Below are 18,453 nucleotides of genomic sequence, written 5' to 3' on the forward strand. Positions count from 1 at the left end.
GATGGCGCTCATATAGCCCCGGATCGCAATCTCGACGAGTCCGGCTTGTTCCGCGGGGCCGCCCAGCATGGCTCACGGTCGACTTGGGTGGGGGGTGGACACTACAATCGGATCATGATGGCGGCCGATTCGGGCTGCCCTGTGAAGGCGTCCGGAGGCGTCGCGATGGCCAGGACATGCGTTCGTAACCCGGTGTGGAAGCGCGGTCCGGCCATCGCCGCGATCGTGCTGGGGGTGGGGCTCACGGTGGCCCAGGCCCAGACCCAGACCCCCGCGCCCGCCGCGCCGGCCCCCGCCACGCCGGCCCCGGCCTCTCCCGCGCCGGCCGCGCCCGTGGCTCCGGCCCCGACCGTGCCCGCACCCGTCCCTCCGGCGGCGCAGGGCACGCCCGCCCCGCTCACGCTGACGCCCGCGCCGGCCGATCCCTCGATGCCGGACGAGGTCGTCCTGTCCTCCCGGCCGGCCCTGACGGTGCGTGGCCAGTCCACCTGGGACGACGGCTACGACGTCCTCATCAAGGCCTTCGACAAGCTCAAGACCGAAGCCGGCAAGGCCGGGCTGCAGGCGGCCGGCGTTCCCCTGGCCTCGTTCCTGGAGACCGACGACACCGGGTTCAAGTTCGAGGCCCAGCTGCCCCTGGCCGCCGCCCCGGCGGGCCGCCCCGGCGGCCTCGCGCCGGAGATCGGCGTCGGCAAGACGCCCGAGGGCCGGGCCATCCGCTTCGTGCACCGCGCGCCCTACGACGACATCGATTCCACCTACGAGGCGATCTCGGCCTATCTCGACGCCAAGGGGATCGAGGTGAAGGAGTCCTTCACCGAGGAATACGTGAACCCGGGCAAGGATGCCGGGGACACCGGCATGGAACTCTTCATCTACGTGCAGCCGAAGTAACCCCCGTTCGCTCCCCCATGTCCCACGATCCCGCGGATCCGCCGCGCCGCGCCCTGCCCCCGCGGCCCGGCGTGGTGATCTTCGACCTCGACGGAACGCTCACCGATCCCAAGCCCGGCATCACCCGGTCGTTCCAGGTGGCGCTGGAAAGGCTCGGACGGACGCCTCCCTCGGCGGACGATCTCGAATGGGTCATCGGCCCGCCCTTGCGCGAGAGCTTCGTCAAGCTGCTCGGGTCGGATGCCGAGGCCGACCGCGCGGTCGCGCTCTACCGGGAGCGCTACGGTGTCGTCGGGCTGTTCGAGAACGAGGTGATCGCCGGCATTCCCGCCCTCCTCGCGAGGCTCGAGGCCGACGGCCGGCGGCTGTTCGTGGCCACGTCGAAGGTGCGGGTCTATGCGGTCCGCATCCTCGAGCATTTCGGCCTGGCGGCGCGGTTCGAGGGCATCTACGGCTCCGAGTTCGACGGCACCCGCGCCAACAAGCGCGAGCTGCTGCGCTTCCTCTTCGCGACCGAAGGCCTCGACCCCGCCGACAGCGTCATCGTCGGCGATCGCGAGCATGATGCGATCGGCGCGGCCGCCGTCGGCATGGCCACCATCGGCGTGCGCTGGGGCTACGGATCGGATGCCGAGCTGACGGCCGCGGGCGCGGCCGCCATCGTCGGCACCCCCGACGAACTCGGCCACGTTCTGGGGCTGCCTCCCGGCTGACGCCTGTCCCGCTTTCAGGCGGGCGGAACCTCCCACACGTCGCCCGGCGCCATCGGCCGGAAGCGTTCGGCGGCCACGCCGTGTTGGCGCCGGGCCACCTCGAGAGCCTGCGGCGGCCGCTCGATGCCTTCGTCGGTGAGCTTGAACGTGCCCCAGTGGTGGCCCGCCGCATGGACCGCGCCGGTGTCCAGCATGATGCGGACCGCCTCGTCGGGGTTGACGTGCTGGTCCTTCATGAACCAGCGCGGCTCGTAGGCCCCGATCGGCAAGATGGCGAGGCGCGGTGCCGCGAAACGCTCCCGCACGGCCCGGAAGGGCCGGCCGTCGCCATAGCCCGTGTCGCCGATGTGGTAGATCACGCCTCCCGGCGTCTCCAGCACGAACGCGGTCCACAGCGCGTGGCGGCGGTCGAAGAGCCCGCGGGCGGACCAGTGGTAGCATTCGGCCAAGGTGACGCTCACGCCGTCCGCGAGCGCGATCTGCTCTCCCCAGTCGTGCGCGGACATGGGCATGGCGATGCCCGCCTTGCGCAGGATGCTGTCGTTGCCCAGCGCCGTGACGAGGCGCGGCGCGTGCTCGCGGCCGAGCCTGCCGAGCGTGTCCACGTCCAGATGGTCGTAGTGGTTGTGGGTGAGCAGGACGACGTCGATCGCAGGCAGTTCCTCGAAGGCGACACCCGGCGCGTTGACGCGCTGCGGCCCGGCGAAGCGTACGGGAGAGACGCGTGGGGACCAGACGGGATCGAGCAGGATGTTCAGCCCGGCCGTCTGCAGCAGGAAGCTCGCGTGGCCGATGGCCGTGAGGACGAGCCTGTCGCCCTCCACCCGCGCCTCGGGCCGGGGCGCCCGGGTCGCGGGCCATTGTGCCGGCCACGGTTCCTTGCCTTCGCGTGACAGGTTCCATTTGAGCAGGTCGAGGGGTGTCTTCGTCCAGGGGCGACCCGGATTGAAGAAGACCCGTCCGTCGAAGTGGTCCGACCGGGGACCCTGGTAGTAGGCGTTGCGCCTTGCCGGCATGCGTCACCCGGGCTCGTCGCCCGGCCTCTTTCAGGCGGTGGGAACAGCGGATGATCGGGGCCTAAGCATTCCCCGGTAAGCAATCTCCCAAATGTTAAGGCGCCGCGAGTGGATTACCATCGCGGTCGATCAACGCACGCGCGAGCCCACTTGGTTGCGCCAGGTCTGCCCAAGGAGGCCCGGGTGATGAAGTTTCTCGTCGTCGATGACGAAGCCATGATCGCGGAGACGCTCTGCGACTTCCTCGAGGACGAGGGGATCGTCACCGAAAGCGCGACGTCGGGGAAGCAGGCCTTGTCGGCCTTCACGCTGCGGCCGGATTTCGACGCGCTGATCACCGACATCGACATGCCGGACATGAGCGGGCTGGTCCTGGCGCGGCGCTGCCGGCAGATCCGGCCGGGCCTCCCGGTGGTGGTCATCACGGGCTATGCCGCGAAGGCGTTCCTGATGCCCGACGAACCGACGATCGTGATGGAAAAACCCTTCCACCCCCGCGAGTTGGCCGAGGCCGCCGCACGCCTCGTGCAGAATCCGTCCAGGCCTCGGTAAGATGACGGCCCGTGGTCGTGCATTCGTCAATTTCACTCATCCCGCGACACGGCCGAAATACGTTGGAGAAGCGGGGACTTTGCCTTATGAAAGCTGATGCAATTCCGGTGAGAGTCAGTCCAAGGGCCTTCGTGTAGGACGCGTCCTCCCACCATTGCAGCGAAGCTCTCGACGCCCGGGGGCGCTGATGCATACCGACTACCAGGCGGTCGCGCGTCAGCTGGAATGGCTGGCCGACGACGTGCCGGAGCCCGACACGAAACAGGACCTGAAGGCTCTGGCCCGCAACGTGAGATTGCTCGGGGTGATGACCCACGTGCTCGCCGAGGCCCGGCGCCGTCGCCGGACCGCGGCCTACGCCGCCGCGATGGAGCGCCTGCCGATCCCCGGGATGCTCGACCCGGCCTCCCCCACGCCAGACCGCCCGCCCCTGTAGCGTCGTCCCAGGAACATTACCCCCCAGCCGTCGTTTCCGTGACCATTGCATCCTTACAAAGGAGATCGGTCATGGAATACATGGGTCTTGTTCTGTTTCTCTGGATCGTGGGCGGAAGTTGCCTGGGCCTTTACATTGCCGATCGCATGGGTCCTCCACGCCTTGCCCGCTCCCGTACCGACGAGCCCGTCCACGTCACGCGGGAAACGGTCTGAACGGCTTCCCGGCCGGGAGTCGCCGGACACAGACGGGAAGGAGCGCCCGGTCCTTCATTTTTTCGAGGCCTGCCCTTGAGCATCGGCCTCAGGAGGAGTAGGGACCGGGCAGCGGGCCGCTGAGAAGCGGCGTCGTCGCGTGTGCGCGCCCTCGTGGCAGCAGCGTGACGCGTCGATCGCCGACCGGCGGGTGTCGCTCCTGTACCCTAACGTGGATGACTCGATGGCCAAGGAAGAAACCATCGCCTTCGAAGGGCTCGTGACCGAGCTCCTCCCGGACGCGCGGTATCGCGTACAGCTCGACAACGGCCACTCGGTGGTCGCCTACACGTCGGGCAAGATGAAGAAGAATCGCATCAAGACGCTCGCCGGCGACCGCGTGACGGTCGAGATGTCGCCCTACGACCTCGACAAGGCGCGTCTCGTGTTCCGTCACAAGGACGAACGGGCTTCGTCGGCGCCCGGTGGTCCCGCACGTCCGAATTTCCGCCGCCGCTGAGCGGGTCCGGCCGGCGCAAGACCAGAATCCTGCGCCGGCGGCGGAATGAAACTGCCGAAACGCGACTTTGTTGGAAAATCCGTTCCGGCATGATTTGATGACGGCTCCCCCGTTCCGGAGAGCCGGATGCCCGACCCGACGACCCCGCGCGACTTCGAGAGCCTGAAGGCCGTGCTTGCCGAGCGTCGTGGCGATCTTCCGCGGCGCCTTCAGCAGGTGGCGGCCTTTGCCGTCGAGCATCCCGACGAGGTCGCCTTCGGCACGGCCGCGAGCATCGCGACGCTCGCCGCCGTTCAACCCTCGACGCTGGTCCGTTTCGCCAAGGCGCTGGGCTATGCCGGCTTCTCGGACCTCCAGAGCGTCTTCCGGCATCGCCTGCGCGAAGGCTGGCCGGACTATGCCGATCGCCTGCGCACGCTCAACGATGCCGGCACGGCCGGCCGCGACCCGTTGCGCCTGCTGTTCGGCTTCTCGGAAACGGCCGCAGCCTCGCTGGACCGGATGCGCCAGACGGTGTCTTCGAGCGATCTCGAGACGGCGATCGACATCCTGGCGCGGGCCGACTCGATCTATCTGCTCGGTCAGAGGCGGGCCTTTCCCATCGCCGCGTACCTGGCCTACGCCATGCCGAAGCTGAACCTGCGCGGCGTGCTGGTGGACAATGTCGGCAGCCTCGGGCCCGAGCAGCTCGCCAATGCCGGCCCTCGCGATGCCATGATCGCGGTGAGCTTCACCCCTTACACGCCGTTCACGGTCGAGCAGGCCCGCCTCGCGGCCGAGCGCGGCACGCCCGTCATCGTCATCACCGACAGCGTCTTCAGCCCCCTGCAGCCGCACGCGCGGATCTGGTTCGAGGTCGTCGAGTCCGACTACGGGGCCTTCCGCTCGCTTTCGGCCACGATGTGCCTGGCGATGACGCTGGCGGTTGCCGCGGGGGAGCGCGTCACGGCCCCCGCGCCGGCCCGCAAGCCGGTGCGGGGCACGGGAGAGGCGGGTCAGCCCCGGCCGACGTAGGGCATCTGCGTCGCCATCACCGTGATGGTGAAGACGTTCGCGTCGAGCGGCAGGCCGGCCATGTAGAGCACCGCGTCGGCGACGTGCTGCGCGTCCATGGTGGGTTCCGGCGCCACCGTGCCGTTCGCCTGCAGCACCCCGGCCTTCATCCGTTCCGTCATGTCGGTGGCGGCGTTGCCGATGTCGATCTGGCCGACGGCGATGTTGAAGGGCCGGCCGTCCAGCGCTGCCGTCTTGGTGAGACCGAGCACGCCGTGCTTGGTCGCCGTGTAGGGCATGGAGTTGGGACGGGGCACATGCGAGGAGACGGAGCCGTTGTTGATGATGCGGCCGCCCTGCGGGGTCTGTGCCTTCATCACGCGGAAGGCCTGCTGGATGCACAGGAAGGTGCCAGTGAGGTTGGCGTCGACGACGGCCTTCCACTGTTCGAAAGACAGCTCCTCCACCGGAATGGCCGGGGCGCCGCTGCCGGCATTGTTGAACACCACGTCGATACGGCCGAAAGCGTCGACGGTCTTGTCGAACAGCGCGCGCACGGAGGCCGGGTCGCCCACGTCGGTCGGGACCGCCAGGGCCTGTCCGGCGCCGATCGTCGCGGCCACCGCCTCCAGCGGCTCCCGCCGGCGTCCGGCCAGCGCAACCGCGTAGCCGTTGCGCGCCAGCGTCAGCGCGACCGCACGGCCCACGCCGCTGCCCGCTCCGGTCACGATCGCGATCTTGCGTGCTGACGACATTCTCGTCTCCCTGCTGTGGCCGCTCTTTCGGGCGGCATGACGTCGGGCGCCACTTTGGTCAGGCCGGGCTCGCGCTGCAAGCCGTTTTGGCCGGGGGGAACCGGCATCGCGCTGCGCCGTTGACGCCGGAAGCCGCGGAGCGGCGGCCGGGCCGGCCGCAGGCCCCGGCGTCGCAGTCCGGGGAGTGCCATGCCTGCCATTGGAAAACGGACCCTCGTCGCCACAGCGGCGACGGTTCTCTTCATCGGCCTCGGGGCCACCTCGATCCAGGCCCAGGAGGCGTCGCAACCGCCGACGCTGCCGGCCAAGCCCAATCCGCAGACCACGGTCCCCGAGAAGGTCGACCCGCCGCTGGGCACCAAGCCCTCGGACGATCCGCCCACGGGGAGCCTGAGCCGGCAGCTCGAGAACTCCAACGGGGTCATCAAGCCCCCGGCGAACGTCGATCCGGAGATCCACGTGCCGGCGCCCGTCCCTGATCCGGGCACCACCAAGGTCATCCCGCCGCCGGGATCGCCCGGCAGCACCATTCCCGTCCAACCGCGCTGAAGGGAGAGCCCCCATGCCCGATCCTCACCAGCTCGCGCACGATGCCGGCCGCCGCGGCGAACTCCCGATCGAGGAAACCGAGCGCCTGATCGCCGCCGACAAGGTGGAAGGGACGGGCGTGTACGATCGCGACGGCCACAGCCTCGGCACCGTCTCGACGGTCATGATCGACAAGCTCACCGGCAAGGTCGCCTACGCCGTGATGAGCTTCGGCGGGTTCCTGGGGCTCGGCGAGCGCTACCATCCGCTGCCCTGGCGCACCTTGACCTACGACACCCGGCTGGGCGGCTTCGTCGTCGACATCACCAAGGACCAGCTCGAGGCCGCGCCGAGCTACGTCGCGGCGGATTCGCCCTGGAGCGATCCCCAGTTCGGGCGCAGCGTCTACGACTACTACAATGTCCCCTGGTACTTCTGAGGGGGGCCGCGACGAGGACGATCCCTACAATTCAAAACAAACTCTCGGTTGATTAGCGCAAAAACGTGGTCATCGGCCCAATCTGCCGATGACCACAACTTCATCGGCTGCGGCCAAGCCGGCGCAACCCGTCAAATTTGACGCTATTCGATCAGCAGTTCACGGCAATCCGGCCGCCAGGATCTCACCCGATCAAGGGTGAAGATCATGCGCGTACACCATTTCCTCGTCCTGGCAGCTGCAGCCGCGGTGGCATTCGCGGTCGTGCCCGCCTTTGCCGCCGGCGATGCACGGCGCACCCAGACGCTCGCCGGCTCCTCCATCATGCCGGTGTCGCTGGGCGACTCCGTGACATCCCTGCCCGCGACGACGGTGTCGGTCCCGGCCACCGGACCGGCTCGCCCGATGGCGGCGTGGATCACGTTCTGCCAGGCCTATACCGAGGAATGCCGGGTCAATCTGTCCGAACCCGACACCATCCGGCTCACGCCCTCGCTGTGGCGCGACATCGTCACCGTCAACCGTGAGGTCAACGCGTTCGTGCGGCCGATGACCGACCTCGAGCACTGGGGGGTCGTGGACAAGTGGGACTTCGCCGAGGACGGCTACGGCGACTGCGAGGACTACCAGCTCCTCAAGCGCAAGCGCCTGGTGGCGCTGGGCCTGCCCCGCCGCGCCATGCCGATGACCGTCGTGCTGGACGAGCGCAACGAGGGCCATGCGGTGCTGATGATCCGGACGGATCGCGGGGACTTCATCCTGGACAACAAGCGCAACGACGTCCTGCCCTGGCTCAGGACCGGCTACGTCTACGTGAAGCGGGAGAGCCAGACCGAGACGGCCTGGACCAGCCTCAACCATGTCAGCGGCGTCGCCTCCACGGCAGCGCGGTGATTCACGTGAAAAAAGGGCGCCGGTGAGGGCGCCCTTTCCTGAGACCGGAGCCTGGGTGGCTCAGAAGTCCATGCCGCCGCCGGGCGCCGCGGGCATCGGGGCGTCCTTCTTCGGCTTTTCGGCGACGATCGCCTCGGTCGTGATCAGCAGGCCGGACACCGACGCGGCGTCCTGAATCGCGGTGCGGACCACCTTCGCCGGGTCGATGATGCCGAGCTTGTACATGTCGCCGTAGCGACCGTTCTGGGCATCGTAGCCCCAGGCGTAGTCAGGCTTCTCCAGGAGCTTGCCCAGCACCACCGAGCCGTCCTCGCCGGCGTTGTCGACGATCTGGCGGGCCGGCGCGGAAATCGCCTTGCGGACGATCTCGATGCCGGTCTTCTGGTCGTCGTTGTGCGGCTTCAGGCCGTCCAGCGCCTTGAGCGCACGCAGCAGGGCCACGCCACCGCCCGGCAGGATGCCCTCTTCCACCGCGGCGCGGGTGGCGTTGAGCGCATCGTCCACGCGGTCCTTCTTCTCCTTCACCTCGACCTCGGTGGCGCCCCCGACCCGGATGACGGCCACGCCGCCGGCGAGCTTGGCGAGGCGCTCCTGCAGCTTCTCGCGGTCGTAGTCCGAGGTCGTTTCCTCGATCTGCGCCTTGATCTGTTGGACGCGGCCCTCGATGTCCTTCTTCTTGCCGGCGCCGTCGACGATCGTGGTGTTCTCCTTCTCGATCCGCACCTTCCTGGCACGGCCGAGCATGCCGAGCGTGACGCTCTCCAGCTTGATGCCGAGATCCTCGGCGATCATCTGGCCGCCGGTCAGGATGGCGATGTCCTCGAGCATCGCCTTGCGGCGATCGCCGAAGCCCGGCGCCTTGACGGCCGCGACCTTCAGGCCGCCGCGCAGCCGGTTCACGACGAGCGTGGCCAGTGCCTCGCCCTCGACGTCCTCGGCGATGATGAGCAAGGGCTTGCCGGTCTGCACCACGGCCTCGAGCAGCGGCAGCATGGATTGCAGGCCCGAGAGCTTCTTCTCGTGGATGAGGACGTAGGGGTCCTCGAGCTCCACCACCATCTTCTCGGAGTTGGTGATGAAGTAGGGCGAGAGGTAGCCGCGGTCGAACTGCATGCCCTCGACCACGTCGAGTTCGGTCTCGGCGGTCTTGGCCTCCTCGACCGTGATCACGCCCTCATTGCCGACCTTCTGCATCGCCTGGGCGATCATCGCGCCGATGGTGGCGTCGCCGTTGGCCGAGATGGTGCCGACCTGGGCGACCTCGTCGTTTGAGGTGACCTTGCGGGCGTTCTTCTGCAGGTCCTTCACGACGGCCTCGACGGCGAGATCGACGCCGCGCTTGAGGTCCATGGGGTTCATGCCGGCGGCCACGGCCTTCGAGCCCTCGCGCACGATGGCCTGGGCCAGCACCGTGGCCGTGGTGGTGCCGTCACCGGCGGCGTCGTTCTGCTTCGAGGCCACCTCGCGCACCATCTGGGCGCCCATGTTCTCGAACTTGTCGGAGAGCTCGATCTCCTTGGCGACGGTGACGCCGTCCTTGGTGATGCGGGGCGCGCCGAAGCTCTTCTCGATCACGACGTTGCGCCCCTTGGGGCCCAGCGTGACCTTCACGGCGTTGGCGAGAATGTCGACGCCGCGCAGCATCTTCTCGCGCGCGTCCTGGGAAAACTTGACGTCCTTTGCAGCCATGGAACATCACTCCTGTGAGACGTGATGGGATCGAATAGGCCCCGGTCAGGCGGCCTTCTTGCGGGCGACGGTGTCCTCGACGATGCCGAGGATGTCGCTCTCCTTCATGATGAGCAGGTCCTCGCCGTCGATCTTGACCTCGGTGCCGGACCACTTGCCGAACAGCACCCGGTCTCCGGGCCGCACGTCGAGGGGGGTCAGCTTGCCGGTCTCGTCGCGGGTGCCGGCGCCGACGGCCAGCACTTCGCCCTGCTGCGGCTTCTCCTTGGCCGTGTCGGGGATGATGATCCCACCGGCGGTCTTCTCTTCCGCGTCGATGCGGCGGACCAGGACACGATCGTGAAGCGGCCGAAACTTCATCAGTTCCTCCATCGTTGAACGGGTCAGTTTGTCAAAGGGACCGGCCGGTACCCGGCCCATCGAGCCTCGGGCGCAGCCGTCCGGCGGATGAGTTAGGTGCGCCCTTTTTTCCGTTCAAGAGGGATGGCGCGCGGATTTTTTTTGCAGCTCGACATCTGCGTTCGATGGCATCTTTTCAGCCCCCGACGTCCTCATCCTGAGCAGCGGCCAAAGGCCGCGTGTCGAAGGACGCACGGTGCCGCGGCGGCGCCATTGTGCGTCCTTCGACACGCCTGCTGCGCAGCCTGCTCAGGACGAGGATCTTTGTGACGTCAGGGACTTCAGTGCCGTCAATCCAGCCGGGTGCGCTTCACGAAGGCGCCGTCCTTCATGATGATGGGCATGTGCCGGCCCTGCTTCGTCAGCAGCGACAGGTCGGCCAGCGGGTCGCCGTCGACCACGATCAGGTCGGCGAAGGCGCCCGGGGCGACGGTGCCGGCCTTGCCCGACAGGTTCAGAAGCGTCGCGGCCACGTGGGTGGCCGAGGCGATGACCTCGTGGGCCGGCAGGACGCGGCCGCGGATCACGAACTCCTCAGACTGGTGGCGGTGCATTTCACCCAGCAGGTCGGAGCCGTAGGCCATGGTGAGGCCTGCCTCCCGCATGATCGACAGCGACTCCAGGCCCGCGAGCCGCACCGTGTCGATCTTGGCGACGGACGTCGCCGGGAAGCCGAGGCTGGCGCCCTCCGAGGCGAGCTTGTCGTAGGTGACCAGCGTCGGCACGGCGACCGCGCCCTTGGAGGCCGCGAGCTTCGCGGTGTCGGGCTTGATCAGGTTGCAGTGCTCGAGGGAGTGGACGCCGGCCTCGACGCAGCGCCGGATGGCCTCGTCGGTGTAGAGGTGCGCCGAGACGTAGGTGCCGGCCATGCGCGCTTCCTCGACCACCGCGTCGAGCTCGGAGCGGGAGAAGCCGAGGAAGTGGATCGGGTCCGTCGGGGAGGCGACGCCGCCGTTGGCCATGATCTTGATGAAGTCGGCGCCGCCCTTGATCTCCTCGCGTGCGCCGCGGCGGATCTCGTCGACCCCGTCGACGATCCGGCCGAGCGCGCCGAGGCGGAAGGAGCGCTGCGGCGGCATACGGTCGTCGTAGCGGCCGCGGAAGTCGCAATGGCCTCCGGTCTGGCTCAGCGCCTTGCCCGAGATGACGAGCCGCGGTGTCGGGATCTCGCACTCGGCCGCGCCGACGCGCAGGCCCTGGTCGCAGCCCCCGACGTCGCGCACCGTGGTGAAGCCGCGCATCAGCATGGCCTTCATGATGGCCAGCGAGCGGATGGTGACGAGGCTGTCGGGCAGCATGGCGTTGCGGCCGAGATCGGCGGTGGCCGCCACCACGTGCACGTGCGCGTCGATCAGGCCGGGCATCAGGGTGCGACCGGCGAGGTCGATCCGCTTCGCCTTCTCCGACGTGATCCTGCCGACTTCGCGGATGGTCCCGTCCTCGACGAGGACGTCCACGGGGTCGGGTCGGTGTGCGCTGGTGCCGTCGACGATGCGGGCGTTGGCGAAGAGGGTCAGGGTCACGGCAGGTCTCCGATGCTCAGGCGGCGCGGGCGGCGAAACGGGCGGCGAGGAAGGCGGGCACGAGGAGCGGCGCCAGGCGGACGACCGGCGCCACGTGCTCCTCGCGGTAGTGATACTCGACGTCGAGCAGGTTCATCGTGCCGATGGTCTGGCCGTCGTAGAGCACCGGGACGTTGATGACCGAGCCGAGGCCCATGCTCTCGATGAGGGGTGCGTCGAAGAAGGCCCACCGGATGCCGGCCACGTCGCGGCCGAGATAGGGCTGCCGGCCCTGCAGGACATGCGCCCCCCAGGGGGTCGGCCCCATGGGCTTGCGCCCGGACACGGGGTATTCCGCGGGGCGGTTGGAGTAGATGCGCGCGACCTCCTGGCCGTCCACGTAGAGAAGCGTGAACAGACGGTGGCCGACGAGCGTCTTCGTCGCCTCGTCCACGGCCTTGAAGAGCGTGTCCGGCTGGCCCGGCTGCGCCAGCAGGGCGGCGAGGGTGGCGAGCGGTTCGTGGGAAGAGGACGTCATGCGGCAGGCCTCGGGGCTGGTGGATTGCGTTCGGGCAGCACGCCCTGCGGCTTCAGGCGCAGGATGAGAATCAGCGCCATCCCGACCATGATCTCGCGCAACGCCGCCAGCTGCACCGGCTGCAGCCCCGGCACGATCTCGGCCGCGAAGCGCGTGCCCTCCAGGAAGATCACGACGGCATAGGCTCCCAGCACCGCGCCGGCCGGCCGGCCGACGCCGCCGGCGGTCACGGCGAGGAAGATGTAGATGGTGATCAGCGGCTGGATGTGGTCCGGCGCGACGTAGGACTGGAAATGGGCGTAAAGGGCGCCGGACAGGCCGGCAATGGCGGCCGAGACGGCAAAGGCCTGGAACTTGAGCCGCAGGACGTCCTTCCCGGCGAAGCGGGCCAGCTCCTGGTCCTCGCGCACGGCCTTCATGGCGCGGCCGATCGGCGCGCGGTCCAGGCGGCGCATCAGCAGCCAGACCGCGATGACGATGGCCGTGACGAAGGCGAGGTAGAACCAGGCGAAGCCGGCAGTTCCGAGCTCCGCCTTGAACGGCGCCCTGATGCCCGAGATTCCGTCGGAGCCCTTTGTCAGCCAGCGCTCGTTCAGGGCGACCAGGCGCACCACCTCGGCAAAGCCGAGCGTCACGATGGCCAGGTAGTCGTCCCGCAGCCTCAGCGTCGCGAAGGTGACGAGGCCGCCCGCCGCGACGCCCACCAGGAGGGCGGCCGCCAGCCCCACCACGAGGGGGGCGCCGGCGCCCGTCGCGATCGCGGTGGCGTAGGCCCCGAGGCCGAAGAACCCGGCGAGCCCCAGATTGACCATCCCGACCCCGCCCCAGATCAGGTTGAGGCTGAGCGCGAGCAGGGCGTAGAGCCCGCCGATGGTGAGGGTGAAGACGAGGTAGGACAGCATCAGGCGGCCCTTTCGCCCAGGAGGCCGCGGGGCCGGAAGGTCAGCATCAGGAGGATCGCGGCGAAGCCGACCGCCGAGCGGTAGGTGGCCGGAAACACGAGCAGGGCGAGCTCCTCGGAGATGCCCAGCATGAGCGCGCCGGCGACGGCTCCCGGGATCGAGCCCAGTCCGCCCAGCACGGCGGAGGCGAAGACCGCGAGCAGGACGCGGTAGCCGGTGAGGGGGTCGATCGAGGTGTCGAGCCCGATCAGCACGCCGCCGACCCCCGACAGGCCGGCGCCCAGAAAGATGGTCACGGTGGCCACGAGGGCCGGATCGATGGCCTTGAGGCGAGCGAGGTCGGCGTTGTCGGCGACGGCCCGCATGGCGCGCCCGAAGCGCGTCCAGCGCAGGAAGGCGAACAGTGCCGCCATGATGGCCAGCGCCAGCACGAGGCTCTGGATCTGCTGCGGCCCGACGCGCAGGCCGGCGAAGCGCAGGTCGGCCACGATGGGCAGGTCGAAGCCGCGCAGATCGTTGCCGAAGGCGAAGCGCACCACGTTCTCGAGGACGAGGTTCAGCGCGATGGAGGCGATGGCCACCGTGAGCGCGCCGGCCGGACGCAGGGCATCGAGAGCCAGCTTCTCGGCCACCGCCCCGGCCAGGCCGGCCGCCAGGAAGGCGACCGCCAGGGCCGGAATGATGGGCAGCCCGAAGCGGGTGTTCACCCACCAGGCGGCGAAGGCGCCGATGGTGGCGTAGGCCGCGACGGCGAAATTCGGAAAGCGCAGCACCGCGAAAATCGCGGTGAAGCCGACGGCCGGCACGGCCAGAAGCGTGCCGGTCATCAGCCCGTTGAGCAGCGCCTGGAGGATCGCCGTCGCGGACATCGCGGATCAGGCGATCTTCACGAGGGAGAGCTTGCCGCCCTTCACCTGCTCGTAGCGGAACTTGGCGTCGGAGATGTCGCCGATGTCCGTGAAGTCGCAGGGGCCGCTGGCGCCGTCGTAGTCGACCGGCTGCTTGGCCGCGATCGCCTTGAGACCGTCCAGCGCATTGTCGACCTTGGCTCCGCCGGCCGCCTGGGCGACCTTGCGGATGTTGTCCTTGATCGCCGTGCCGGTGTCGGAGCCGCCGATGGCGATCGCCATCAGGATCAGGTTGATCTGGTCGTAGACCTGGCAGGTGTAGGGATCGAGGCTCGCCACGCCGATGAGCTTGGCCAGGCGCTCATATGCCTTGGAGCCTTCGGCCGTCGACGGCGCGATGGTGAAGATGTCCTCGACGACTTCAGGCTGGATGCCGGTCAGCATCTGCTGGTTCACCGAATAGGCGAAGGCGATCTTCCTGCCCTTGAATCCGGCGCGGAACAGGTCCTTGACCATGACGCTGGTGTCGGCGGTGTAGCCGCCGAGGATGACGGTGTCCGGGTCGAAGCGCAGCGCCTCGTCGATCTCGGTGCGGTAGGCCGGCTTCTTGTCGTCGTAGATCAGCGTGCCGGTCTTGCCGCCGGCCTTCTCGACCGCGGCGGTGATGTTGTCGAACTGGCTCTTGGCGAACGGAGTCTGCGGCGTCAGGAAGAACACCTTCTTGCCGCCCTGCTCCACGGCGAACTCGCCGAACTTGCGGCCCTGGAGGGTCGTGTTCGGCTGCGTGCGGACGAGATAGCCCTGGTGCGGCAGCAGCGTGATCGAATCCGCGCCGGAGACCGTCGCCAGGAAGGTCTTGGAGTCCCAGCACAGCGGTGCGACCGCGGTGGTCACGGCCGAGGCCCAGGTGCCGACGATGGCCGACACCTTGTCGACGTCGATCAGCTTGCGCGCGGCGCGGACGCCGGCATCCGGGTTCGTCTGGTCGTCTTCCGAGACGATCTCGACCTTGCGGCCGAGAACGCCGCCGGCGGCGTTGACCTCGTCGGCGACGGCCTTCACGGCCTTCACCATCACGGGGCCGTAGGGGCCGCCCGAGCCGGTGAGCGGCGTGAGCGTGCCGATCTTGATCGGCGCGCCCTGGGCGAAGGCGGTGCGCGGCAGAAGGCCGAGGCCCGCGATGGCGGCGCTGCCCGCGAGCAGGTGGCGCCGGTTCAGGTTCGTCAATGACATCGAAAACTCCGTTCCTCGTTTCCCCTCAGCCGCCCAGGAACAGGCGGCGCACGTCCATGTCCGAAGCGAGCTTCGGACCCTCCCCCTCGACCCCGTTTCGTCCGGCGACGAGGACATAGCCGCGGTGGGAGACGGCGAGCGCCTCCACCGCATGTTGTTCGACCATCAGGACCGGAAGCCCGGACCGGTTCAGCGCCACCACCGCCTCGAAGAGCTCGTCCGCGGCCTTGGGCGACAGCCCCGCCGTGGGCTCGTCGAGCAGGATCAGCCTGGGCTCGCCCATCAGGCCCATGGCCATGGCCAGCATCTGGCGCTGGCCGCCCGACAGCGTGCGGGCGAGGGCGCCGTGGCGGGCCGCCAGGACGGGGTAGCGCTCGTAGAGGGCTTCGGCGCGTTGCCGGGCGCCCGACGGGTCGGCGAAGGCGCTGATCTGCAGGTTCTCGGCGACCGTCATGGTGCCGAACACGTTCTTCTCCTGCGGGACGAAAGCAATCCCGCTGCGCGCCCGCTGGATGGCGCCCTGCCGGGTCACGTCCGCGCCCAGCAGGGTGATGGTGCCCTTGCGGGCGGGGACCAGGCCGGCCACGACCTTGAGCAGCGTGGACTTGCCGGCCCCGTTCGGTCCGATGACGGTGACGATCTCGCCGGCGCCGACGGCGATCTCGACGCCCTTGAGGATCTCCTCGGCCGCGCCGTAGCCTGCGACGAGACCCGTCGCGTGCAAGATCCGCTCGCCGGAGGCCGTCATTGGCGCCTCCCCAGATAGGCTTCCTGGACGCGGCCGTCGGCGACCACCTCCTCGAAGCTGCCCTGGACCAGCCGCCGTCCTTCGGCGAGGACGATGACGGGGTCGCACAGCCGCCGGATCAGGCCCATGTCGTGCTCGATCAGGCAGATCGTGATGCCGTCGGCGTGCAGACCCATGAGATGGCCGGCGATTTCCTCGGCGAGGGTGGGATTCACCCCGGCCATGGGCTCGTCCAGCAGGATGAGCCGGGGCTCGGTCATCAGCGCCCGCCCGATCTCGACGAGCTTCTTCTGGCCGCCGGACAGCGCCACCACCGGGTTGTCCAGGACATGGTCGAGGCGCAGCCGGCGGGCGATGGCCAGGGCGCGTTCGCCGAGCACCTCCTCCCGCTCCCGCGCGGCGCGGCTTCCCAGGATGCCGGCGACCAGGCCCTCGCCGGGCTGGCTGCGGCCGTAGAGCATGAGGTGCTGGAAGACGGACAGTTTCGGGAAGCCGCGGGCCAGCTGGAAGGTCCGGACCAGGCCTGCGCGGACCAGACGGTCGGGCGTCGCGCCCGTCACGTCGGCGCCATCGAACCGGATACTGCCCCCGGTGGGCCTGTATAGCCCGGTCACCGCGTTGAAGAGGGTCGACTTGCCGGCCCCGTTCGGGCCGATGAGGCCCGTCAGGCTGCCCGCGGCGATCTGCAGCGACACGCCGCGCAGGACCTCGACGCCGTAGAAGCCGAGGCGCAGGTCTTCCAGGGCGAGCGTCGCCGTCATGCCGGCACCGCCCTGGCGGAGGCGGGGAAATGCTGCCGGACCTGGCCTTTCCAGAAGTCGCGGAGCGCGGCGTAGTAGGGCGGATCGTCACGCAGCACGGTCTGGGCGATCATGCCGCGGAACAGGCACATCGTGGCGTTCAGGATGATGCGGGCATGCTCCGGCTCGACGCGGTTGCGGCGGGCCAGCACCGACCACACCGCATCCAGCCCGGCGTGGAACTCGCGCACGACGGGGATCAGCCGCGCCCGGAAGTCGGCGTTGTGCCGCGCCTCGGGAAGATACTCGAGCGTGACGTAGAAGAGGCGATCCGCCAGCACGTCCCACAGGTAGTCGACGATCTCGTCGCTGGTGCCCTCCCGCTCGGCGAAGTCGTGCGCGAAGCGATGCAGTCCGGCGGTGACCTTCTCGAGCATGTCCTGCACCGAGCGGACGATGATCTCCTCGCGGCTTTCGAAGTGATGGGTCAGGGCACCCCGCGAAACCCCGGCATGGGCGGCGATGTCGGGGGTCGACATGCGCCAGAAGCCGCGGTCGTGCAGGAGGTCTACGGTGGCTTCCATGAGCCGCCGGGAGGTCTCCTCGGAGCGTTGTCTCTGCGTCCTGCGACGCGACACCCCTTCACTGTCCGCCACCGGCGCCGCGCTCCAAGGCCAAGGGGGCCGGCACCAGCCGGATCCATGCCGAAAGGTGTGGCATCACTTACAAACAGTCAATCCTGTTTTTGTTAAGGTCCTAGCAAGCCTGGCGGACGCGGCCCTGTCACCGCGTCCGGGCGACGACACGCGCGTCAAGCCTCAGAGATGGACGTCGACGAGGGAGAGATCGGTCAACGTGCGGTGGCTGCGGCCGAATTCGTGCCACTGGTGCACCGTCCCGGCCAGGGTGTCGGCGATCCGGGCGAAGCGATCGGCGGCGGCGCGAAAGCGTGCGGCGGTGCCCGGGTCGTCCGTGGCATCGGCCTGTTCGAGATGTTCGCGGCGTGCGGCCTGGAGTTCAGCCACGACAACCGCAACGTCACCAAGGTCAAGCGACACGAGCACGGCGTTCCCCCGAACGAATGAGCTCCCGACACATTTCTGTCGTTCGTAAAGTGTCGTTTCAGTTCTTGGCGTTTGCAAATCCAAACGACGTTGTGTGTCCAGTCCTGTGGACAACCTTCCCTTAGAACAGAAAAGCCGCCCGAAGTCGGGCGGCTTTCAAGAAAAGACGTCGGCCCGGTTGGGGGCTGATCAGTCCTTGGCGCGTTCCACGTAGGAACCGTCCTCGGTCATGATCACGACTCGCGTGCCGGCGGTGACATGCGGCGGCACCGCGGTGCGGGCGCCGTTGGACAGGATCGCGGGCTTGTAGGACGAGGAGGCCGTCTGGCCCTTCGTGACCGGCTCGGTCTCGGTGATCTCGAGCACCACGCGCTGCGGCAGCTCGATGGCCACCGGCACGCCTTCGTGCATGCTCACGACGCAGGTCATGCCTTCCTGCAGCCACACCGACATGTTGCCGAGGACGTCGGTCGGGACCACGATCTGGTCGTAGGTCTCGTTGTTCATGAAGTGATAGCCTTCGCCGTCACTGTACAGGAAGTTGAAGTCCCGATCCTCGACGAAGGCGCGCTCGACCTGCTCGGTCGTCCGGTAGCGCTCCGAAACCTTCACGCCATCGCTGATGCGGCGCATGTCGAGCTGGGTCACCGGCGTGCCCTTGCCGGGATGAATGTTCTCGGCGCTGATAATGACGTAGAGCTTGCCGTCCTGTTCGACGATGTTGCCCTTGCGGAGCGAGCTGGCGATGACCTTCACGGCGGTGACCCTCTGAAGCGAATGGCAAGCGGCCGGGACTGCGCGCCGCCGTCGGCGCAGCGGCACCCTGGGCCGAGGTTGCAGCCTTTCAGCACGGAAT

At 68.6% G+C, this 18,453-nt stretch carries 23 protein-coding genes; 10 read left to right on the forward strand and 13 right to left on the reverse strand.

From position 1 onward, the window contains the following. Window positions 1–165 precede the first annotated feature (165 nt). Together Q0Q47_RS22940 and Q0Q47_RS22945 are read left to right on the forward strand one after the other, a co-directional pair. Entirely contained in the window at window positions 166–894 is a 729-nt protein-coding gene (locus tag Q0Q47_RS22940) for a GyrI-like domain-containing protein (RefSeq protein WP_293865340.1), read from the forward strand. A 17-nt stretch (window positions 895–911) separates the two neighbouring features. Continuing rightward, a complete protein-coding gene (locus tag Q0Q47_RS22945) occupies window positions 912–1,607 on the forward strand; it encodes an HAD hydrolase-like protein (RefSeq protein ID WP_293865343.1) in 696 nt (231 codons plus the stop codon). A gap of 14 nt (window positions 1,608–1,621) precedes the next feature. On the opposite strand, the gene Q0Q47_RS22950 is transcribed toward Q0Q47_RS22945, so the two are convergent. Further along, complete coding sequence (locus tag Q0Q47_RS22950) at window positions 1,622–2,623, reverse strand: MBL fold metallo-hydrolase (protein WP_293865346.1); 1,002 nt, start codon at window positions 2,621–2,623, stop codon at window positions 1,622–1,624. A gap of 186 nt (window positions 2,624–2,809) precedes the next feature. On the opposite strand from Q0Q47_RS22950, the gene Q0Q47_RS22955 reads away from it, so the two are divergent. The 4 genes from Q0Q47_RS22955 (at window position 2,810) to Q0Q47_RS22970 (ending at window position 5,339) form a co-directional block, all read left to right on the forward strand. Further along, window positions 2,810–3,175, forward strand: a complete 366-nt coding sequence (locus tag Q0Q47_RS22955; protein WP_293865349.1) for a response regulator — start codon at window positions 2,810–2,812, stop codon at window positions 3,173–3,175. A gap of 187 nt (window positions 3,176–3,362) precedes the next feature. After that, window positions 3,363–3,611, forward strand: coding sequence for a hypothetical protein (locus tag Q0Q47_RS22960; protein WP_293865352.1), 249 nt, complete (start codon window positions 3,363–3,365; stop codon window positions 3,609–3,611). A 438-nt stretch (window positions 3,612–4,049) separates the two neighbouring features. Continuing rightward, complete coding sequence (infA, locus tag Q0Q47_RS22965; protein ID WP_293865355.1) at window positions 4,050–4,325, forward strand: translation initiation factor IF-1; 276 nt, start codon at window positions 4,050–4,052, stop codon at window positions 4,323–4,325. A 126-nt stretch (window positions 4,326–4,451) separates the two neighbouring features. Further along, window positions 4,452–5,339: a MurR/RpiR family transcriptional regulator gene (locus Q0Q47_RS22970; protein ID WP_293865358.1), complete on the forward strand. Its 888-nt coding sequence runs from the start codon at window positions 4,452–4,454 to the stop codon at window positions 5,337–5,339. On the opposite strand, the gene Q0Q47_RS22975 is transcribed toward Q0Q47_RS22970, so the two are convergent. Further along, the gene (locus Q0Q47_RS22975) at window positions 5,321–6,073 is read right to left on the reverse strand and encodes an SDR family oxidoreductase (protein WP_293865361.1); all 753 of its coding nucleotides are present in this window, start codon (window positions 6,071–6,073) and stop codon (window positions 5,321–5,323) included. The genes Q0Q47_RS22970 and Q0Q47_RS22975 overlap by 19 nt on opposite strands. A gap of 189 nt (window positions 6,074–6,262) precedes the next feature. Between Q0Q47_RS22975 and Q0Q47_RS22980 the strand changes: the two genes are divergently transcribed. From Q0Q47_RS22980 to Q0Q47_RS22990, 3 genes are all read left to right on the forward strand, one after another. Next, window positions 6,263–6,622, forward strand: a complete 360-nt coding sequence (locus tag Q0Q47_RS22980) for a hypothetical protein (RefSeq protein WP_293865364.1) — start codon at window positions 6,263–6,265, stop codon at window positions 6,620–6,622. Window positions 6,623–6,635: 13 nt separating this feature from the next. Further along, entirely contained in the window at window positions 6,636–7,040 is a 405-nt protein-coding gene (locus tag Q0Q47_RS22985; protein ID WP_293865367.1) for a PRC-barrel domain-containing protein, read from the forward strand. A gap of 207 nt (window positions 7,041–7,247) precedes the next feature. Next, the gene (locus tag Q0Q47_RS22990; protein ID WP_293865370.1) at window positions 7,248–7,934 is read left to right on the forward strand and encodes a transglutaminase-like cysteine peptidase; all 687 of its coding nucleotides are present in this window, start codon (window positions 7,248–7,250) and stop codon (window positions 7,932–7,934) included. 60 nt (window positions 7,935–7,994) lie between these two features. Here the strand turns inward: Q0Q47_RS22990 and groL are convergent, their stop codons facing one another. From groL to Q0Q47_RS23040, 10 genes are all read right to left on the reverse strand, one after another. Then, window positions 7,995–9,623: a chaperonin GroEL gene (gene groL, locus Q0Q47_RS22995; RefSeq protein WP_293865373.1), complete on the reverse strand. Its 1,629-nt coding sequence runs from the start codon at window positions 9,621–9,623 to the stop codon at window positions 7,995–7,997. Between the two features lie 45 nt (window positions 9,624–9,668). Further along, window positions 9,669–9,983, reverse strand: a complete 315-nt coding sequence (gene groES / locus Q0Q47_RS23000) for a co-chaperone GroES (RefSeq protein WP_293865376.1) — start codon at window positions 9,981–9,983, stop codon at window positions 9,669–9,671. 329 nt (window positions 9,984–10,312) lie between these two features. Further along, window positions 10,313–11,545: an amidohydrolase family protein gene (locus Q0Q47_RS23005; protein WP_293865379.1), complete on the reverse strand. Its 1,233-nt coding sequence runs from the start codon at window positions 11,543–11,545 to the stop codon at window positions 10,313–10,315. Window positions 11,546–11,561: 16 nt separating this feature from the next. Continuing rightward, a complete protein-coding gene (locus tag Q0Q47_RS23010; RefSeq protein WP_293865382.1) occupies window positions 11,562–12,062 on the reverse strand; it encodes a GAF domain-containing protein in 501 nt (166 codons plus the stop codon). Then, window positions 12,059–12,964 (reverse strand): branched-chain amino acid ABC transporter permease, encoded by a 906-nt coding sequence (locus Q0Q47_RS23015; RefSeq protein WP_293865385.1) that lies wholly within the window; start codon window positions 12,962–12,964, stop codon window positions 12,059–12,061. Before Q0Q47_RS23015 ends, Q0Q47_RS23010 begins: the two co-directional genes overlap by 4 nt. Then, on the reverse strand, window positions 12,964–13,833 hold the full coding sequence (locus Q0Q47_RS23020) for a branched-chain amino acid ABC transporter permease (RefSeq protein ID WP_293865388.1): 870 nt from the start codon (window positions 13,831–13,833) through the stop codon (window positions 12,964–12,966). Before Q0Q47_RS23020 ends, Q0Q47_RS23015 begins: the two co-directional genes overlap by 1 nt. A gap of 6 nt (window positions 13,834–13,839) precedes the next feature. Then, complete coding sequence (locus Q0Q47_RS23025; protein WP_293865391.1) at window positions 13,840–15,045, reverse strand: ABC transporter substrate-binding protein; 1,206 nt, start codon at window positions 15,043–15,045, stop codon at window positions 13,840–13,842. Between the two features lie 25 nt (window positions 15,046–15,070). Next, the gene (locus Q0Q47_RS23030) at window positions 15,071–15,793 is read right to left on the reverse strand and encodes an ABC transporter ATP-binding protein (RefSeq protein WP_293865394.1); all 723 of its coding nucleotides are present in this window, start codon (window positions 15,791–15,793) and stop codon (window positions 15,071–15,073) included. Beyond that, a complete protein-coding gene (locus tag Q0Q47_RS23035; protein WP_293865397.1) occupies window positions 15,790–16,554 on the reverse strand; it encodes an ABC transporter ATP-binding protein in 765 nt (254 codons plus the stop codon). Before Q0Q47_RS23035 ends, Q0Q47_RS23030 begins: the two co-directional genes overlap by 4 nt. Further along, on the reverse strand, window positions 16,551–17,117 hold the full coding sequence (locus Q0Q47_RS23040; RefSeq protein WP_293865400.1) for a TetR/AcrR family transcriptional regulator: 567 nt from the start codon (window positions 17,115–17,117) through the stop codon (window positions 16,551–16,553). Before Q0Q47_RS23040 ends, Q0Q47_RS23035 begins: the two co-directional genes overlap by 4 nt. Before the next feature lie 240 nt (window positions 17,118–17,357). Between Q0Q47_RS23040 and Q0Q47_RS23045 the strand changes: the two genes are divergently transcribed. Continuing rightward, window positions 17,358–17,618, forward strand: a complete 261-nt coding sequence (locus Q0Q47_RS23045) for a hypothetical protein (protein WP_293865403.1) — start codon at window positions 17,358–17,360, stop codon at window positions 17,616–17,618. A gap of 168 nt (window positions 17,619–17,786) precedes the next feature. On the opposite strand, the gene efp is transcribed toward Q0Q47_RS23045, so the two are convergent. Then, window positions 17,787–18,353, reverse strand: a complete 567-nt coding sequence (efp, locus tag Q0Q47_RS23050) for an elongation factor P (protein WP_293865407.1) — start codon at window positions 18,351–18,353, stop codon at window positions 17,787–17,789. Window positions 18,354–18,453: the final 100 nt, after the last annotated feature.

Origin of the sequence: uncultured Alsobacter sp. (assembly GCF_945952055.1) — a bacterium.
GTDB lineage: Bacteria > Pseudomonadota > Alphaproteobacteria > Rhizobiales > Beijerinckiaceae > Alsobacter.